Origin of the sequence: Anoxybacillus ayderensis (assembly GCF_013761015.1) — a bacterium.
Classification (GTDB): Bacteria; Bacillota; Bacilli; order Bacillales; family Anoxybacillaceae; genus Anoxybacillus; species Anoxybacillus ayderensis.
In genome coordinates this window covers 311,945-329,819 of record NZ_JACDUV010000001.1, presented here as the reverse complement: position 1 = coordinate 329,819, position 17,875 = coordinate 311,945, and the positions used below count along the sequence as shown (strand labels likewise).

The following is a 17,875-nucleotide window of genomic DNA, read 5'->3' as shown; positions in this document are numbered from 1 at the left end:
CTATTTAATAAAAAAACGCCTTAGCGTTCGCTAAGACGAATGATTTGCATCGGATTGCCGCCAACAAATGCGCCAGCCGGCACATCGCGATGTACGAGCGTGCCTGCGGAAACAACGGCACGATCCCCGATCGTGACACCCGGCAAAATGGTTGTATTGGCTCCAATCATGACATCGTTGCCGATGATGACGTCCCCAAGCCGATACTCGTTCACTAAATATTCATGCGCTAAAATTGTCGTATTATAGCCAATAATTGTGTTATTGCCAATGCGAATTTTTTCTGGGAACAAAATATCTGGCATCACCATGAACGCGAGCGCTGTATGTTCGCCGATTTCCATGCGTAAAAACGTGCGATACAACCAGTTTTTCAGCGGAAAAAAAGGAGTATACCGCCCGATCAAAATGACGATGACATTTTTCAATACTTTCCAAAATGAAACGGTTCGATATAGCTGCCATAAGGAGTTTGCCCCCTGTACAGCATGGCGTTCAGTTTTTCTCAACGCCAGTCACCCCTAAAATACTTAGCAAATCGCTCATTTTCTCAAGCATAAAATCCGGCTCGTATTTAGCCAAATGCTCGCGTCCTTTAATCGTCCAAGCCACCCCTGCCGTTTTTGTCCCCGCATGTTTTCCTGCTAAAATGTCATGGTGATTATCCCCAACCATTAACGTTTCTTCCGGCTTCGCTTGTAAACAAGCGAGCGCTTTTTCAATCGGTTCCGGATGCGGTTTCGCATGTTCAACGTCATCAAGCGTAATAATGCATTCGAAAAACGAATCTAACTTTGTTAACTTCAATCCCATATTGACCGTATGACGAATTTTCGTCGTCACAATGCCGAGTTTAAACCCTTGTTCGTGTAACGTTTGTACCGTATCATATACCGTTTCATATTCTTTCACTAAAGCATCATGATGGGCATGGTTAAACGCCCGATACGTTTCAATCATTTCATCGACGCGCTCTGGATCGATTGCTTCAAACGTATCACGCAACGGCGGACCAATAAAAGCGAGCACATCTTCGCGCGTATATTGATTTGGATAGTAGTGGTTGAGCGTATGCAAAAATGACTCAATAATTAAGTCATTCGTATTAATAAGCGTTCCATCTAAGTCAAACAAAATCGTATTAATATTCATACGTTGCTTCCTTTCTTTTTCGATGTTCGATTTGATTCCAAATAAAACTAAGTGCAGCCGTTAATAAAATAGCTGTGACGAGCCGAATGACAAGAAGTGGCCAGACGGGAATGCCAAGCGGCACAAACAATAACGTATCTTCTACAACCGCATGGCACGCCACTAAAAATAAAAACGTTAACGTTAAATCTTTTTTAGACACTCCATCTTCTTTTACCGCTTGAATCATCACGCCCGCGCCATAAGCGAGCCCGAACAATAAACCTGCCGCCATCGTCAGCGATGCATTTTCACGAATGCCGAGTAAGCGCGCAAACGGAGATAACCATTTCGAAAACGTATCAAGCCACTTTAATTCTTTTAACACTTGAATGGCAATCATCAATGGAATAATGATCAACGCAAGCTGTCCAATGCCGTATAACGCTCTTTCCACTCCTATCCAAACGATTTCTCCCCACGTATTCGGCGTTGTTGAAGCCTGCGGTACAAGTCCATATTTCGCCATTTGTTGTCCGCCGTCCCATATGACGTGAATGAGCCAAGCAGCACTAAACGCTAACCCGACGCGAACCACAACCGTCCACCAAACACGAACACCTACTTGCGCGGCAACGGCAGACTCAACGAGCATATTGTGCGAAAACGACAACATGACAGCCAAAATAAACACTTCTTTCACTGTCAAATCCATCGTTAACATCGCACCAATGCCAGCGTATAAATTTAAAAAATTGCCGAGCACTAAAACGAGTGCAGCATCCCCCGGTAAACCGATCCAACGCATTATCGGCGTCAACATGTTTGTCACCCAAGGTAAAACGGGGGAATATTGTAGCAATGTCACAATGACGGTAATCGGAAAAATGACTTTTCCGAGCGTCCATGTCGTTTTCAATCCAACAAACAAACCCCTTTGAAACATGCCGCTCTCCCCCTTAATCGTTGTACCGCTCGTTTGCTAAGCCGCGCATGCGGCGCAAAACGATCATTCCAACCGCAAATGCAATAAGCAACAGTGAAATAAACTGCGCCATACGAATCGTTTCTGTCAACATTAAACTATCCGTCCGCAATCCTTCAATGAAAAAGCGCCCGATTGAATACCAAATGATGTACGTGAAAAATAACTCCCCCCGCCTTAAATTTCTTCTCCGCAACGCAAGCAAAAGGAGGAAACCGAGCATGTTCCATAATGATTCATATAAAAATGTCGGATGATAATATTGCCCTTGTATGTACATTTGATTAATGATCCAATCTGGCAAATGTAAACTTTCTAAAAACGCACGCGACACCGGCCCACCGTGCGCCTCTTGATTCATAAAGTTGCCCCAACGTCCGATCGCCTGCCCTAAAATAATGCTCGGGGCTGCAATATCAGCTAATTTCCAAAACGACAATTTTCGCTTTTTCGCAAAAATGACACCTGTCACAATTGCACCAATTAAACCGCCATGAATGGCCAAGCCACCGTGCCAAATTTGCGGAATTTCACTTATATGTTTGGAATAGTAGTCCCATTGAAAAATAACGTAATACGCACGTGCGCATAAAATCGCAATCGGCACAGCAATTAATACAAGATCAACAAACGTTTCTTTTCGTATACCTAACCGCTCGCTTTCTCGCGTAGCTAGCCAAAGTCCAAGCAATACACCCGTCGCAATAATGACGCCGTACCAGTAAATTGTAATTGGACCGAGCTGGAAAAAAACGCGATCGAGCGGTTCAATATGCATGAACATTCCTACTCATCCTCTCATTCATAATCATGTTCCGCATCGCCAATCGCATCCGCCAGACGAGCAGAAAATTCTTCCGCCGCATTCACGCCCATCCGTTTTAGACGGAAATTCATCGCCGCCACTTCAATAATGACCGCTAAATTTCGTCCCGGGCGAACAGGGATCGTCAATTTCGTCACTTCCGTATCAATAATTTTTACCTTTTCTTCTTCAAGACCGAGACGATCGTATTGTTTGTTTGGATCCCATAATTCTAAATCAATGATGAGCGAAATACGTTTATGCGGGCGCACCGCTCCTGCTCCAAATAGCGTCATGACGTTAATGATGCCAAGTCCGCGAATTTCAAGTAAATGTTCAATCAGCTCTGGTGCGCTTCCAATCAATAAGTTTTCATCTTCTTGGCGAATTTCGACGCAATCATCTGCCACGAGGCGATGTCCGCGCTTCACGAGCTCAAGCGCCGTTTCACTCTTTCCGACACCGCTTTTCCCTGTAATGAGCACGCCGACACCGTACACATCGACGAGCACACCGTGCACAGCTGTCGTCGGTGCTAACTTACTTTCTAAATAGTTTGTCAGACGGCTAGCAAGCCGCGTCGTCTTCATCGTTGAACGCATCACCGGCACTTCTTTTTTCTCTGATGCTTCAATCAGTTCTTTTGGCACTTCTAATCCGCGTGAAACGATAATTGCAGGAGTAATATCGGTACATAACTTTTCCATGCGCAATCGCTTTTCTACAGGTGTTAATCGTTCAAAAAACGATAGTTCTGTCATACCGAGCAATTGTACACGTTCCGCTGGGTAATATGCAAAATAGCCGGCCATTTCAATGCCCGGACGAGATAAATCACTCGTTGTAATCGGGCGATGAATCCCTTCCGCCCCGCTCACAAGTTCAAATTGAAACTCATCAATTAAATCTTTTGTCCGCACTTTCGGCATATGAATCCCTCCTTCTTCCTTTTCTCATTGTAACACTTTCACGTAAAAATAAAAACGCTCACGCACGAAGCGGAACGTTTTACTTTTCTTTTCTCACCGACTCAATGATTAAGTGAAATAAAGAAATAGCAAGCGATGCAAATAATGCGGTACGAAAGCCGCCAATTTGAAACGAACTTCCCATAAGCCATGCTGTCATCGCTAATGTGATTGCGTTAATGACGAACAAAAACAATCCAAACGTCAATACAGTGACAGGAAGCGTTAGTAAAACAAGTAGCGGTCGAACGAACGTATTGAGAAAAGACAAAAGGACACTGGCAACGAGCGCTGCCCCAACGCCTGATAAATAAATGGAGTCAAAATATCCGGCTAGCGCCAGCAATAAAACAGCGTTAATTGCGATATGTGCCACCCATCTCATACAACGTTCTCCTCACTTGGAATAATTAACACTGCAAGCGCATATAAAATCGCAAATGGCATGACGCCGGTAATCAATAATAACGCGACAAACAATAAACGAACGACGGTTGCATCCATGTCCATATAAGCTGCTAATCCGCTCAACACGCCCGCAACCATACGATCATGACGAAGCCGCACAAGCTTTTTCATTCATATATCCCTCCCGATTCCTGTATCACTTGTATACCTTTTATAACATTCCAAACAATGACAATCACATGTACAATGCCGCCAACAACGATCCCGATAAACGGAAGGCCGATCCATCCGTCCACCCCAACGATTGTGAATATAAAAAACAATCCAAAAGCTATCATGACAATCGCAATAGGGATGAGATGAGACAATAATGATTTTTTCGCATGCTCTTTTACTCGTTCATGTTTCGTGACAAAATAAACGATAATCGGAAATAAAAACGGAGCAAAAAACACACTGAAATAACATAACGCCGCAAGCAATTTATTTCCTTCCATCCATATCTTCCCCTTTCCCTTTACTTATATATACGATTGATGGAAAAGAAAGTTTCGTAAAAAAACCGAGCGCATTATACGCTCGGTATACGTTGACGCATGCGTTCGCGGTCGCGTTGTAAAATCGGTAGTAAGTACCGTCCTGTATATGATTGCTCTATTTGTGCAACTTGTTCTGGCGTACCTGCCGCAACGATTTGTCCGCCGCCATCTCCACCTTCTGGTCCAAGGTCGATAATATAATCTGCCGTTTTAATGACGTCCAAGTTATGTTCGATGACGAGCACCGTATCCCCTTGTTCAACAAGCCGCTGTAAAACGTTTAATAAACGGGCAATATCATCAACATGCAAACCCGTTGTCGGTTCGTCTAAAATGTATAACGTTCTTCCTGTTGAACGGCGATGTAGCTCCGATGCTAACTTCACCCGCTGCGCCTCGCCTCCAGAAAGCGTCGTGGCCGGCTGCCCGAGTTGCATGTAGCCAAGCCCGACATCATAAAGCGTTTGTAGCTTTCGTTTAATTTTCGGGATATTTTCGAAAAACGTCAACGCCTCTTCGACTGTCATATCAAGCACTTCCGCAATGTTTTTATCTTTATATTTCACTTCCAACGTTTCGCGGTTGTACCGTTTCCCGTGACATACTTCACACGGCACGTACACATCAGGCAAAAAGTGCATTTCAATTTTAATAATTCCATCCCCGCGGCACGCTTCGCAACGACCGCCTTTTACATTGAAGCTAAACCGCCCTTTTTGATATCCGCGCATTTTCGCTTCGTTCGTCGTCGCAAATAAATCGCGAATATCGTCAAAGACGCCTGTATATGTCGCAGGATTCGAGCGCGGCGTCCGCCCGATTGGCGACTGATCAATGTCGATCACTTTATCTAAATAGTCGATGCCGCGAATGTCTGTATGTTCTCCCGGCTTCACTTTCGCATGATGTAATTTTTGCGCTAACGCTTTATGCAAAATTTCATTAATGAGCGTGCTTTTTCCTGAACCGGATACGCCTGTCACCGCAACAAACAGTCCGAGCGGAATGCGAACATCGACGTTTTTCAAGTTGTTTTCTCGCGCCCCGATTACTTCAAGCCAACGACCGTCTGGCTTTCTTCGTTCAATCGGAAGCGGAATAAATTTTTTCCCTGATAAATATTGGCCCGTTAATGAATGCGAATCGTTCATTACTTCTTCCGGTGTTCCAGCGGCAACGACTTGTCCGCCGTGTGCTCCGGCTCCCGGCCCGATGTCAATTAAATAATCTGCCGCAAGCATCGTATCTTCATCGTGCTCCACGACGATGAGCGTGTTTCCTAAATCGCGCATGCTTTGCAATGTCGCAATTAATCGATCGTTATCGCGCTGATGAAGACCAATAGAAGGTTCGTCTAACACGTATAGTACACCCGTTAAGCGCGAGCCAATTTGCGTCGCTAGTCGAATGCGTTGCGCTTCTCCTCCCGAAAGCGTTCCTGCAGCGCGATTTAACGTTAAATAATCGAGTCCGACGTTTTTTAAAAAACCGAGCCGTTCAACAATTTCACGTAAAATCAAATGGGCGATTTTTTGTTCTTTTTCCGTTAGGTGAAGCGTTTCAAAAAACGCCAGTGCTTCGTTCACCGACATCGCTGTCACTTCGCCAATATGTTTGCCGCCAACGAACACAGCTAAACTTTCCTTTTTCAAACGGTTGCCATGACACGTCGGACACGGCTGTTCGGTCATATATTTTTCCATTTGCTCCCGTACGTAATCGGACGTCGTTTCCCGATAACGGCGTTCAACGTTGCGCACGACCCCTTCAAATTCCACATACGTTTCACGCACGTGACCGAAGTCGTTTTCATAACGAAAATATATTTTTTCGCCATTTGATCCGTACAATAAAAGGTCGAGCTGTTCTTTCGGCAACTGTTTTACAGGCACGTCCATATCGATGCCGTAATGTCGACATACCGTTTCTAACAATTGCGGATAATATTGCGAGCTTTGCGGTTCCCATGGAGCGAGCGCATGTTCACGAAGCGTCAGCTCTTTATTAGGAATGACTAAATCGAGATCGACTTCAAGCTTTGCCCCTAATCCGTCACATGAAGGACATGCGCCGTACGGGCTGTTAAATGAAAATAGGCGCGGCTCTAGTTCGCCAATCGAAAAGCCGCAATGCGGACAAGCGTGATGTTCACTAAACAACAATTCTTCTTGTCCGATCACATCGACGAGCACTTTGCCTTCTGCAAGCTTTAACGCCGTTTCAAGCGAATCGGCAAGGCGTGACTGAATACCTTCTTTCATCACAATGCGATCTACGACGACTTCAATACAATGTTTTTTATTTTTCTCAAGCACGATGTCTTCCGATACGTCACGCAATTCTCCGTCGACGCGAACGCGCACATACCCTTGTTTTTTTATTTCTTCTAACGTTTTCACATGCGTCCCTTTTCGTCCGGAAACGATAGGCGCTAATATTTGCATCTTCGTCCGCTCTGGATATTGCATAAGGCGGTCAACCATTTGTTCAATCGTTTGCGACGTAATTTCAATGCCATGCGTTGGACAAACAGGGCGGCCGATGCGCGCAAACAGTAAACGTAAATAATCGTAAATTTCCGTCACCGTTCCGACCGTTGAACGCGGATTGCGGCTCGTCGTTTTTTGGTCAATGGAAATGGCAGGCGACAGCCCTTCAATCGAATCGACGTCCGGTTTGTCCATTTGCCCTAAAAATTGGCGGGCGTACGCCGATAACGACTCGACATAGCGCCGTTGTCCTTCCGCATAAATGGTGTCAAACGCAAGCGATGATTTTCCAGAGCCAGATAACCCCGTCAACACAACAAGTTTGTTGCGCGGAATGACGACATCAATATTTTTTAAATTGTGCGCACGCGCTCCTTTGACGACAATATGATCCATTCGTTACACCTCAGCTTTCAATTCTAAAATGAGATCGCGCAGCTCAGCAGCCCGTTCAAAATGAAGAGCTTTCGCTGCCTCTTTCATTTCTTGTTCCAGTTTGGCGATGAGCGCAATACGTTCTTCTTTCGATAAATGGCGAACGTCTTTTGTTTCATACGTTTCTTTTTCTTCTGCAGCAAACGTCGCACGAATGACATCTGGAATGTCTTTTTGAATCGTTTTTGGCACGATGCCATGCTCGCGATTGTACGCTTCTTGAATGGCGCGACGCCGCTTCGTTTCGTTTATCGCGATTTCCATCGATTTTGTGATCGTATCGGCATACATGATGACATGACCGTTTGCGTTGCGCGCTGCCCGTCCAATCGTTTGAATAAGCGAACGCTCAGAACGTAAAAATCCTTCTTTATCCGCATCTAAAATCGCGACAAGCGACACTTCTGGAATATCAAGCCCTTCTCGCAATAAGTTAATGCCGACGAGCACATCATATTTACCTAATCGTAAATCGCGAATAATTTCAATGCGCTCAAGCGTTTTAATTTCCGAATGCAAATAAGCGACTTGAATGCCGATATCTTTTAAATAATCGGTTAAGTCTTCTGCCATTTTTTTCGTCAACGTCGTCACAAGCGTTCGCTCATTGCAAGCGATTCGCTTTTGAATTTCATCGACTAAATCGTCAATTTGTCCTGCAATTGGTCGCACGTCAATGGTCGGGTCTAGCAATCCGGTCGGACGAATAATTTGCTCGACAACTTCTGGACAATGTTCTAGCTCATACGGACCCGGTGTGGCAGAAACGTAAATGACTTGATTTACTTTTTGCTCAAATTCTTCAAACGTGAGCGGACGGTTATCTAACGCTGACGGCAAGCGGAAGCCATGTTCGACAAGCACTTCTTTTCTCGCTTTATCGCCGTTATACATGCCACGAATTTGCGGCAATGTCACATGCGATTCATCAATGACAATTAAAAAGTCGTCAGGAAAATAATCTAATAATGTATAAGGCGTCGAACCAGGCGGTCGCAACGTTAAATGGCGCGAATAGTTTTCAATCCCCGAACAAAAGCCCATTTCTTTCATCATTTCAATATCGTAGCACGTCCGCTGTTCTAACCGTTGCGCTTCAAGCAATTTTCCTTGCTCGCGCAGTTCGCGAAGCCGCTCTTCTAGTTCTTTTTCAATATTTTCAATCGCCAGTTTCATTTTTTCTTCGCGCGTGACGAAGTGAGAGGCTGGAAAAATCGCCACATGTTCTCGTTCCGCCATCACATGTCCCGTCAACGCATCTACTTCGCGAATACGCTCAATTTCATCACCAAAAAATTCAATGCGAATACAATGCTCATCGCGAGAAGCTGGGAAAATTTCGACGACATCTCCGCGCACCCGAAACGTCCCACGACGAAAATCAATATCGTTTCGTTCGTATTGAATGTCGACAAGCCGACGAAGCAAATGATCGCGCTCCATCTCCATACCGACGCGAAGCGAAACGACAAGTTCACGATATTCTTCCGGCGAACCTAAGCCGTAAATGCATGAAACGCTGGCGATAATAATGACGTCGCGCCGTTCAAATAACGCAGACGTCGCGGAATGGCGCAATTTATCAATTTCATCGTTAATGCTCGCATCTTTTTCAATGTACGTATCCGTTTGCGGCACGTACGCTTCCGGCTGATAATAATCGTAGTAGCTAACAAAATATTCAACAGCGTTGTTCGGGAAAAATTGTTTAAACTCGCTATATAACTGACCCGCTAACGTTTTATTATGAGCGATGACTAACGTCGGTTTATTTACTTGTTGAATGACGTTTGAAATCGTAAACGTTTTTCCTGTTCCTGTTGCGCCAAGCAACGTTTGATGCTTTTTCCCTTGCTGAATGCCTTCGACAAGCTTCGCAATCGCTTTCGGCTGATCGCCACGCGGCTCATAAGCGGATACTAATTGAAATGTGCTCACAACGGTCCCTCCACTTCATTTCTACTTCGTATTGTACCATACAAATGAAACGAAAAGCGAAAAATACGAACAAATATTCTATGAAAAAACCTGCCCATTTGGACAGGTTTACGACCGTTTTTGTTTCTCGACCATTTGTTTTGCATATAAAAATCCGACAATGAGCGACGCCAAATCCGCAACAATTTCATACAACTGATCCGTATATCCTTTCACATATGACGCCACTAACAATGCGACAGTAAGCAACGTACCGACATAATGGTTATACGTAACCCGCGTAAACAAAATGACTAACAACGCTGGTACAATTAATGCTAATACAAACCACATAGCTATCCCTCATCTCTTACGAATAACAGTCCGAGTTCGTGATGTTCGCCTTCAAATAAAGCCGTTTGCGCAAAACGAACTTCCCCGCTTTCGTTTAGTACTTCTAGCTTACAAAACGCTCGATTTTGTTGCAACGCCGCGTAAAATTCATCTTCCGTTGCGACTGGCGTGCCGTTCACCTTTACGATCACTTCTCCAACTGAAAGCGCCATTTTATGTGCTGGCGTGTTCGGCAACACCCCTAAAATGACAAGTCCGCTCATTCGCTTCGTAAAATATGGCGGGAATTTTTGTTCATATAACTTGGCGGATAAAGCGATCCATTCCCTCCATAAAATAGCTACTACCGCAGCAACGATCGCGATCGGCTTCATCCAGTAGCTACCGATCGCCAATAAACTGACGACACACGCTAACCAACCGATGCGTTTTGCCGTCCATTTCGCTAAATGGACAGGTAGTCCCGTTTGCACCCGTTGTGAAAAACCAAGCAAAAACGGAACGAGCACGAACGAATACGTATTGCCACCAGAAATAATTGGCCACCACGCCGCAAACGATTGCACGCCATCCCCCGGCACAGGGATGATCAACGGCACAAGCCAAAGCCGCTGAACGAACTGTTCACCGATGACAAGCCCTCGCTTACTCGTCACAAGACGAGGAGAACTTAACTCTGCTCCTTCCCGATGAACGAGCCACATTTCAATAAACAAAAGCAACCCGATCAGAAACGCGACAGCTGTCACATTCGTTTCTGTCACATGTGGGAAAAAACGCGCAAAAAACGGCTGCGCCCACTCTGTTTGCGCAAAAAAACTAACGGTAAATATGACGATGCTTCCGACATATGCAGCCGATAACAACCGAAGCTGCATAAACAAACTGCATACGATCGTCACCATTGCCCAAAAGACGAGCGTATCATTCGGGAGAACAACCCCAGCCCCAACAGTCACAAGCGAAAAAATGAGCGCAAACCAGCTGCGCGAGCGAATAAGGGCACGCCACTCACGCGATGTTCGGTACACGCGCGTATGAAAATCTCGCCGTTCTCGTTGCACGCGACGCCAGCCAATAAACAATGCAAATATGACCGCATAATATAATAACGGTTGTAGCCAAAACGTTCCGAACGCTTTCAGCCATGCCAATCCCCATTCCATTTCCATCATCTCCATTTTTTCCGATCGTCTATTTTGTATTGTAACAAATTTCAAACGTTTATGGTTGACGAAAATTCACTTTCTTTGCCGAATGAACACTAGTTTTGTCAACGAACAAGGAATTTTATGAAAAGTGTCTAACTGTTTGTTCATATATGATCGGAAGGAGCGTGAAACGATGGAGTTAAAAACGAGCGCAGTAGCGAAGCGTCTTGGGGTATCGACAAAAACGGTGCAACGCTGGGTGAAAAAATATAACATTCCGTGCACGAAAAATGAAGCAGGACATTATGTATTTACGAACGAAGCGATCGAACAATTAGAAAAATATAAATTTCTCGGCGTGGATGAAGAAGAAAAAGAACATGTGGAATGGGAAGAAGTGGAACAACGTCTCGATGAACTTGAACGAAAAATAGAACAAAAAGCAGATGACGTCGTCTCTTTTCAATTGCTGCAACATCGACGCGAAATGGAAGAAATGCTCCAATATATCCAACAGCTCGAACAACGCATTGGTGAACTTGAACGGCAAAAACAAACCGAACCGATCATCGAACAACCAACAAAACAAAAACGACGCGGCATCATCAGCTTCTTTTTATAAGAAAAGCGCAAAGCGCCTGCCTATCGGCGAAGAGCGCACAAGCCCCACCGAGGAGGCTGTCGCCGCCGCAGTGTGGGGCGGAGCGACTCGAGCCGATGGCGCTTGGAGCTAGACATCAATTTGAAATTTTATACTTTCTTATCTTATAAAAACTCCCCCTGCCTATGAAGGCGAGGGGGAGTTTGTTTACTTTCCGATTAGTTGCAATGCTTTTTTCAATTGTTCGTCGTATCGTTCGTCGCGAACTGCTTCCATCACTTTTGTTTGCAATACATCAGCCGTTTGCTTATCAATTTTCCCTGTCGCTTGTAAGCCGTTTGCTTTTTGGAACGCTTGAACGGCTTGTTCTGTTTGTTTGCTAAAGTAGCCGTCTTCACGCCCTGGATCAAAACCGAGACCTTTTAACATTTGTTGCGCGCTTTTCACTTGTTCGTTATTCATGTCATATGCTAAAGGCTTGTCGATTTGAAGCGGATGCGCATAGAAAAAGTCAGGCTGTTTCACTTTAACATCTGGTTCAATTCCTTTTTCATGAATCCAGTTTCCATTTGGCGTCAGCCACTTGTATAACGTTAATTTAATATGGCTTCCGTCATTCATTGGCAACGCTTGTTGAACTGTTCCTTTTCCAAACGTTTTTTCACCAACGAGCATATACCCGCCCGCTTCTTTTAACGCCGCCGCTAAAATTTCCGATGCCGATGCGCTTCCGTTATCAATCAAAACGACGATAGGATATTGTTTTTTCTTCGTCATATTTGAGAAGAAACGTTGTTTATCGCCGTCGCGCTCTTCAATTTGTACATACGGCTTATCTTTTGTCACAAGCTCTTTTAAAATATCTTCCACACTTTGTAAGTAGCCGCCCGGATTGCCGCGTACATCAATGATCAGCCCTGAGATGCCTTTTTTCTCAAATTCCGCTAACTTCGTTTTAAAATCTTCCGCTGTTTTTTCCGCAAACGATGTAATTTCGATATAGCCGATTTGTTTGCCATTTACTTCTTTCATTGATGCATATACTGTTTCAATTGGAATTTCATCGCGCACGACTTCGATCGTCAATACGCCGCTTACTCCCGGTCGAACGACTTCTAAGCGAGCGATCGTCCCTTTTTTCCCGCGAATTTTCAATACCGCTTCATATAAATCAAGCCCTTCTAAACTTTCGCCATTCACTTTAATAATTTGATCGTTCGGACGAAGCCCGGCTTTTTCTGCAGGCGATCCTTTAAACGGAGCAACGATCGTCACTTTGCCGTCAACCATGCTTACTTCCGCTCCGATTCCTTCAAAAGAAGAATCGAGCGACTCGTTAAATCGTTCCGCTGTTTCTTTATCCATATAAACGGAATACGGATCTTTTAACGTCGCGATCATTCCTTGAATCGCCCCGTCGATGAGCTGTTTGTCATCGACATCATGAACGTATTTTTGTTTAATCATGCTGTATGCTTGTTCAATTTTTTGAAGCTCTTCATTCGCCGGCTTCTCCGTTGTCGTTGGGATATTGATCGTCATCGTTGACGTATCGGAAGAAAGCGACTGCATGCCGACATACGTCACCCCTGAACCGAACAACATCGATAAAGCCATGAGTGCTGCGATTGTTTTTTTGTTCATTGTTTGCCTCCTCACCCTTCGATACATGAAAGGCATCACACCGTGTGCGATGCCTGTTTATTTTCATTATATGAATAGCTTGTACCGTTCATAACTATGATAAAGATGTATTTATTTTACACCGATCGCGCCATTTTCTCAACCAATACGTAAAAGCACAGCAAACGAGCTGTGCTTTAGAATGGAATATATTTTAGCGGGTCTACTGCATTTGATTTCGATGCGTTCCAAGGGCCGCGATGCAACTCAAAATGCAAGTGCGCACCGAACGAACGACCAGTGTTGCCCATATAGCCGATCATTTGTCCTTTGCTGACGTTTTGTCCTTCGCCAACAAGACGTGATTCTAAATGAGCATACACTGTCGTATATACTTGTCCATCAATGTAATGCATGATAAAAATAACGTTTCCGTAGCTTGATGAATAGTATGAGCGATACACATAGCCATCAGCTGCCGCAACGACAGGAACGCTAGCACCGCGTTTACCGATGTCAATGCCGTAATGGAATTCACCCCAACGCGGTCCAAATGTCGATGTAATTGGCCCGTTTGCTGGGCGCATGAACGCCCCATCTGACACAGGCGGCAAACTGCCCCCATCGTCTTCAGACGAACCGCGACTCGCTAATGCGCGTTTCCGTGCTTCTTCTTGCTCTTTTTGACGGCGAATCATTTCTTGCAATTGGCTTTTCATTGCCGCTTCTTGTTTTTCAAGCAACTCTTTTTCTTCTTCTAAAGCGAGTTGTTTTTCTTCTTCATGCTTTTGTTCTTCTTTTAACTGCGCCATTAATTTTTCTTTTGCCGCGATTTGTTCATTCAACGTCTGTTTTAATTGTTGAAGCTCCGTTAGCTGTTTTTGCAAGCTGATTAACTGATCGTTTAATTGTTGTTCTTTCGCTTCTTTTAACGCCTTATCTGCTTCCTGCTCTTTAATGATTTGACGATCTGCTTCAAAAATGGTCGCAACTGCGCTCATACGGTCAATAAAGTCGCTAAAACTTTTCGCCCCAAGTAAGACGTCTAAATAGCTCACGACACCGCCGCTTTCTTGCAATGAACGCGCGCGCTCTTTCAGCAACTCATTGCGCTGTTCAATGCGGGCAGCAACTTCTTCAATTTCTTTTTTCAGCGCAACGATTTGTTGCTTCGTTTCCTCAATGCTTTGTTGTTTCGCACGAATGTTGGCGCTCGTTTCTTCTACCGCCAAATCGAGCTTTTTGATTTCCGCATTTACTTTTTCTTGTTCTGCTTTTAACCGTTCAATTTCTTGTTGCGACTGCTCTAACTTGCTTTCGAGCGATGATTGTTTTTGTTGCACGCTTTTAATTTCTTGCTTTTTTTGTTGAATGTCGCGATTTGTTACCGCATATGCAGGCGCAGCAACACTTATAAACAGCATCACGACTGCAACGATCGTTCCCCATCTATTTCGCACCGTAAACCCCTCTCTCTTTCTATACTTTTAAAAATCGTCTCACTGACATCATGCTTCCCCACATACCAATGCATGCTCCTAATAAGACGAGCACAGCTGCCAACTGCCATGCAAACGGATAAAACGGGAGAAGTTGAAAAAATGTATCTTTCAACTTTGGATACAACAAGTCAAATACGTACGAGTAAGCGGAAAGAACGATGGCGATCGGAATGATCGAACCGAAAATGCCGAGCCATAGCCCTTCAAGGAAAAATGGCCAGCGAATAAACCCGTTTGTCGCGCCTACTAATCTCATAATCTCGATTTCGCGACGGCGGGCAAAAATCGTAATTTTAATTGTGTTTGAGATGAGAAACATCGCTGTAAATAACAACCCAATAATAAGCGCTAATCCGACATTGCGAATCGTTTTTGTTGCGGCAAATAGTTTTTCAATTTGCCCTTTTCCGTATTTCACTTTGCCGACAGATGGCAACGGTTCAATTTGCTTTGCGATTTTTTCTGTATCAAGCGGATTTTTCGCTTTTACGATAAATACATCGCTTAACGGGTTATCTTGTTCAAATAAGCGGAATGACTTTCCGTCTTCTCCGAAACTTTCAATCAACTTTTGCAATTCTTCGTCTTTCGATGAATACGTTACTTTTTCGACGCCAGAAAGAGCTTCTAACTTCGCTCTGAGCGCATCTTTATCTGCTTCTGTCGCACTTAAATCGACGTGCACGCGAATTTCGACGTCGCGTTCAATTTGTTTCGTTATATGTTGAATGTTGAGCATAATGACGAGAAATACGCCAACAAGCAAAAGCGTTACCGTGACAGCACTAATGGACGCAAACGTCATCCAACCGTTTCGTCCGAGACTTTTTAAACTTTCACGAAAATGACGGCGAAGGGTGTTAAGTTTCATAGCCATATTCCCCCTTCACTTCATCGCGCGCAATTTTCCCGCGTTCAATCGCAATAACGCGCTTACGAATCGTATTGACAATTTCACGGTTATGCGTTGCCATCACAATCGTCGTTCCCCGATCGTTAATGCGCTCGAAAATGTCCATGATTTCCCACGATGTATCCGGGTCTAAATTTCCTGTCGGTTCGTCGGCAATGACAATCGACGGATTGTTGACGATCGAACGGGCAATTGACACGCGCTGCTGTTCTCCGCCCGATAATTCATCTGGATAAAAGCGCGCTTTATGTTTTAGCCGCACTAAGTCAAGCACTTCCATGACGCGCTTGCGAATGTTTTTTGGCGATTCTTCAATAACCTCCAAAGCAAACGCGACATTTTCATATACCGTTAACTTTGGAAGAAGCTTAAAGTCTTGAAAGACGATTCCGATGTTTCGGCGAAGCAACGGCACTTTGCTGTCTTTTATATTCGCCAAGTTGACACCGTTAATCATAATTTTTCCGCTTGTCGGCTTTTCTTCGCGATACATCATTTTAATAAACGTCGATTTCCCAGCGCCGCTCGGACCGACGACATATACAAATTCTCCTTGCTTAATGCGAACGGAAATCCCGTTTAATGCAATGACTCCGTTCGGATACGTTTTATATACATCTTGCATTTCAATCATAAGCAACCACCTAAGTATTCGATGTTTTTCTACATATTCCTGCAAAATTCTTACCTCGTCCATTATATCATCATTTCCGACAAAAAGGGGGCGAATTTTATTTACAGTTATATTTCAAGAGTGTTACAAACGAAAAGAGGATGCTCCCATTGGCATCCTCTTTATTTTTTCGCTGCTAACCATTCCGCTACTTTATCGACATCGTCGCCTTGGAGTAGACCACCTGGCATACCGCCGCGACCGTTTGCAATAATATTTTTAATTTCATCTTGTGAATATTTTCCGCCTACTTTGTCAAGTGCAGGACCAACGCCACCTTCTAAGTTTTGTCCGTGGCAGCTTGCACATGTTTTTTTGTAAACGGCTTCTGCAGCTGAAGCTGTATCCCCGCCACCGTTGGCTGGTTTTTCGCTCGCGCTATCCCCTCCACCACAGGCAGCTAACACGATCGCTGTACCAGCAAATAAGCTAAGTAGCTTTTTCTTCATACGAAATCCCCCTTGTCAACATTTTCATACACTTCTATTATATCGCATCGTTTTTACGTTAGGCACGTTTAAATCCTTCGCCAAGCACTTCCGCTGCATCCATAACGACGACAAATGCAGACGGATCAATGGTTTTCACTAATTGTTTCAATTTTGTGAACTCGCTTTGTGCCACAACGCACATAAGCATCGTGCGCTCTTTTTCTGTATATCCACCGTATGCATGTAGTTTTGTCACACCGCGGTCAATTTTATGCAAAATCGCTTCCCGCACTTGTTCTTCTTTTGTTGTAATAATCATTGCCATTTTTGAATTGCCGAAACCAACTTGGACAAAGTCAATCGTTTTACTCGTTACAAATAACGCAATTAATGCATATAGCGCCCGTTCTAAATCGAACACAAACGCTGCGGTTAAAACGATTAAACCATCAATTAAAATGACGCACGTCCCTAACGATAACCCTGTATATTTATGAATAATTTGAGCAGCTAGGTCGGTTCCCCCTGTCGATGCTCGTCCACGGAAAACGATGCCTAGTCCTACACCGACGCCAATGCCGCCAAATAATGCCCCAAGCAATGGATCGTGCGTTGCCGGCGCCACGTCATGTGTTAAATAAACGACAAACGGTAAAAAGGCGGTACCGACTAACGTTTTTACACCAAATTGCTTTCCGAGCAATAGCACACCTGCGATAAATAGCGGAATGTTAAGCGCCCATTGTACGTATGCTGGCTGCCAACCGAGCGTCGCATGTAAAATCGTACTGATGCCGCTTACCCCACCAGATGCGACACGATTCGGAAGTAAAAATAAATTAAACGCAACGGCCACAACGGCCGAGCCGACAAGAATGTATACGTATTCGAGCACTTTTTCAACAAATGGATTTGTTATGTTGCTTCTTTTTCGCATGCTTCTCACCTTC

General features: G+C 44.4%; 19 protein-coding genes. 1 reads left to right on the top strand and 18 read right to left on the bottom strand.

Annotation, left to right across the window (positions count from 1 at the left end):
- Nucleotides 1–20: 20 nt before the first annotated feature.
- The 12 genes from HNR63_RS01630 to HNR63_RS01575 form a co-directional block, all read right to left on the bottom strand.
- A complete protein-coding gene (locus HNR63_RS01630; RefSeq protein ID WP_021093710.1) occupies nucleotides 21–509 on the bottom strand; it encodes an acyltransferase in 489 nt (162 codons plus the stop codon).
- Nucleotides 496–1,152 carry a pyrophosphatase PpaX gene (gene ppaX, locus HNR63_RS01625; RefSeq protein WP_085787800.1) on the bottom strand — a complete coding sequence of 219 codons (657 nt, stop codon included), beginning with the start codon at nucleotides 1,150–1,152 and terminating at the stop codon, nucleotides 496–498. Before ppaX ends, HNR63_RS01630 begins: the two co-directional genes overlap by 14 nt.
- Nucleotides 1,142–2,077 (bottom strand): nucleoside recognition domain-containing protein, encoded by a 936-nt coding sequence (locus HNR63_RS01620; protein WP_181519597.1) that lies wholly within the window; start codon nucleotides 2,075–2,077, stop codon nucleotides 1,142–1,144. Before HNR63_RS01620 ends, ppaX begins: the two co-directional genes overlap by 11 nt.
- Nucleotides 2,078–2,090: 13 nt before the next feature.
- Entirely contained in the window at nucleotides 2,091–2,900 is an 810-nt protein-coding gene (lgt, locus tag HNR63_RS01615; RefSeq protein ID WP_035062833.1) for a prolipoprotein diacylglyceryl transferase, read from the bottom strand.
- Between the two features lie 14 nt (nucleotides 2,901–2,914).
- Nucleotides 2,915–3,850, bottom strand: a complete 936-nt coding sequence (hprK, locus tag HNR63_RS01610) for an HPr(Ser) kinase/phosphatase (protein WP_021093714.1) — start codon at nucleotides 3,848–3,850, stop codon at nucleotides 2,915–2,917.
- A 79-nt stretch (nucleotides 3,851–3,929) separates the two neighbouring features.
- Nucleotides 3,930–4,274, bottom strand: a complete 345-nt coding sequence (locus tag HNR63_RS01605; RefSeq protein WP_042535042.1) for a phage holin family protein — start codon at nucleotides 4,272–4,274, stop codon at nucleotides 3,930–3,932.
- Nucleotides 4,271–4,468 carry a PspC domain-containing protein gene (locus HNR63_RS01600; protein ID WP_181519596.1) on the bottom strand — a complete coding sequence of 66 codons (198 nt, stop codon included), beginning with the start codon at nucleotides 4,466–4,468 and terminating at the stop codon, nucleotides 4,271–4,273. Before HNR63_RS01600 ends, HNR63_RS01605 begins: the two co-directional genes overlap by 4 nt.
- Nucleotides 4,465–4,794, bottom strand: coding sequence for a magnetosome magnetite crystal formation protein family (locus HNR63_RS01595; protein WP_181519595.1), 330 nt, complete (start codon nucleotides 4,792–4,794; stop codon nucleotides 4,465–4,467). The genes HNR63_RS01600 and HNR63_RS01595 overlap by 4 nt, the downstream gene beginning before the upstream one ends.
- Before the next feature lie 74 nt (nucleotides 4,795–4,868).
- Nucleotides 4,869–7,721 (bottom strand): excinuclease ABC subunit UvrA, encoded by a 2,853-nt coding sequence (uvrA, locus tag HNR63_RS01590; RefSeq protein WP_181519594.1) that lies wholly within the window; start codon nucleotides 7,719–7,721, stop codon nucleotides 4,869–4,871.
- 3 nt (nucleotides 7,722–7,724) lie between these two features.
- Nucleotides 7,725–9,698: an excinuclease ABC subunit UvrB gene (gene uvrB / locus HNR63_RS01585; protein ID WP_181519593.1), complete on the bottom strand. Its 1,974-nt coding sequence runs from the start codon at nucleotides 9,696–9,698 to the stop codon at nucleotides 7,725–7,727.
- Nucleotides 9,699–9,806: 108 nt separating this feature from the next.
- Nucleotides 9,807–10,031, bottom strand: coding sequence for a CsbA family protein (locus HNR63_RS01580; RefSeq protein WP_085787793.1), 225 nt, complete (start codon nucleotides 10,029–10,031; stop codon nucleotides 9,807–9,809).
- A 2-nt stretch (nucleotides 10,032–10,033) separates the two neighbouring features.
- On the bottom strand, nucleotides 10,034–11,197 hold the full coding sequence (locus tag HNR63_RS01575; protein ID WP_425485155.1) for a PDZ domain-containing protein: 1,164 nt from the start codon (nucleotides 11,195–11,197) through the stop codon (nucleotides 10,034–10,036).
- A 178-nt stretch (nucleotides 11,198–11,375) separates the two neighbouring features.
- On the opposite strand from HNR63_RS01575, the gene HNR63_RS01570 reads away from it, so the two are divergent.
- Complete coding sequence (locus HNR63_RS01570; RefSeq protein ID WP_181519592.1) at nucleotides 11,376–11,804, top strand: MerR family transcriptional regulator; 429 nt, start codon at nucleotides 11,376–11,378, stop codon at nucleotides 11,802–11,804.
- 186 nt (nucleotides 11,805–11,990) lie between these two features.
- On the opposite strand, the gene HNR63_RS01565 is transcribed toward HNR63_RS01570, so the two are convergent.
- The 6 genes from HNR63_RS01565 to HNR63_RS01540 all read right to left on the bottom strand — a co-directional run bounded on the left by HNR63_RS01565 (nucleotide 11,991) and on the right by HNR63_RS01540 (nucleotide 17,862).
- Nucleotides 11,991–13,427, bottom strand: coding sequence for a S41 family peptidase (locus tag HNR63_RS01565; protein ID WP_181519591.1), 1,437 nt, complete (start codon nucleotides 13,425–13,427; stop codon nucleotides 11,991–11,993).
- Nucleotides 13,428–13,603: 176 nt separating this feature from the next.
- Entirely contained in the window at nucleotides 13,604–14,866 is a 1,263-nt protein-coding gene (locus HNR63_RS01560; protein ID WP_181519590.1) for a PcsB-like coiled-coil domain-containing protein, read from the bottom strand.
- Nucleotides 14,867–14,885: 19 nt separating this feature from the next.
- Entirely contained in the window at nucleotides 14,886–15,779 is an 894-nt protein-coding gene (gene ftsX, locus HNR63_RS01555) for a permease-like cell division protein FtsX (protein ID WP_041639043.1), read from the bottom strand.
- Nucleotides 15,769–16,455: a cell division ATP-binding protein FtsE gene (ftsE, locus tag HNR63_RS01550; RefSeq protein ID WP_021093726.1), complete on the bottom strand. Its 687-nt coding sequence runs from the start codon at nucleotides 16,453–16,455 to the stop codon at nucleotides 15,769–15,771. The genes ftsX and ftsE overlap by 11 nt, the downstream gene beginning before the upstream one ends.
- Nucleotides 16,456–16,616: 161 nt before the next feature.
- Nucleotides 16,617–16,943, bottom strand: coding sequence for a cytochrome c551 (gene cccB / locus HNR63_RS01545; RefSeq protein ID WP_075039276.1), 327 nt, complete (start codon nucleotides 16,941–16,943; stop codon nucleotides 16,617–16,619).
- A 58-nt stretch (nucleotides 16,944–17,001) separates the two neighbouring features.
- Complete coding sequence (locus HNR63_RS01540) at nucleotides 17,002–17,862, bottom strand: YitT family protein (protein WP_009362326.1); 861 nt, start codon at nucleotides 17,860–17,862, stop codon at nucleotides 17,002–17,004.
- Nucleotides 17,863–17,875: the final 13 nt, after the last annotated feature.

Coding starts and splice junctions, on each gene's coding strand:
- lgt (WP_035062833.1), bottom strand. CDS start 2,900: ATGTTCATGCATATTGAACCGCTCGATCGCGTTTTTTTCCAGCTCGGT.
- hprK (WP_021093714.1), bottom strand. CDS start 3,850: ATGCCGAAAGTGCGGACAAAAGATTTAATTGATGAGTTTCAATTTGAA.
- ppaX (WP_085787800.1), bottom strand. CDS start 1,152: ATGAATATTAATACGATTTTGTTTGACTTAGATGGAACGCTTATTAAT.
- HNR63_RS01620 (WP_181519597.1), bottom strand. CDS start 2,077: ATGTTTCAAAGGGGTTTGTTTGTTGGATTGAAAACGACATGGACGCTC.
- HNR63_RS01580 (WP_085787793.1), bottom strand. CDS start 10,031: ATGTGGTTTGTATTAGCATTAATTGTACCAGCGTTGTTAGTCATTTTG.
- HNR63_RS01600 (WP_181519596.1), bottom strand. CDS start 4,468: ATGAAAAAGCTTGTGCGGCTTCGTCATGATCGTATGGTTGCGGGCGTG.
- ftsX (WP_041639043.1), bottom strand. CDS start 15,779: ATGAAACTTAACACCCTTCGCCGTCATTTTCGTGAAAGTTTAAAAAGT.
- HNR63_RS01595 (WP_181519595.1), bottom strand. CDS start 4,794: ATGGAAGGAAATAAATTGCTTGCGGCGTTATGTTATTTCAGTGTGTTT.
- HNR63_RS01605 (WP_042535042.1), bottom strand. CDS start 4,274: ATGAGATGGGTGGCACATATCGCAATTAACGCTGTTTTATTGCTGGCG.
- uvrA (WP_181519594.1), bottom strand. CDS start 7,721: ATGGATCATATTGTCGTCAAAGGAGCGCGTGCGCACAATTTAAAAAAT.
- cccB (WP_075039276.1), bottom strand. CDS start 16,943: ATGAAGAAAAAGCTACTTAGCTTATTTGCTGGTACAGCGATCGTGTTA.
- ftsE (WP_021093726.1), bottom strand. CDS start 16,455: ATGATTGAAATGCAAGATGTATATAAAACGTATCCGAACGGAGTCATT.
- HNR63_RS01575 (WP_425485155.1), bottom strand. CDS start 11,197: ATGGAATGGGGATTGGCATGGCTGAAAGCGTTCGGAACGTTTTGGCTA.
- HNR63_RS01570 (WP_181519592.1), top strand. CDS start 11,376: ATGGAGTTAAAAACGAGCGCAGTAGCGAAGCGTCTTGGGGTATCGACA.
- HNR63_RS01540 (WP_009362326.1), bottom strand. CDS start 17,862: ATGCGAAAAAGAAGCAACATAACAAATCCATTTGTTGAAAAAGTGCTC.
- HNR63_RS01565 (WP_181519591.1), bottom strand. CDS start 13,427: ATGAACAAAAAAACAATCGCAGCACTCATGGCTTTATCGATGTTGTTC.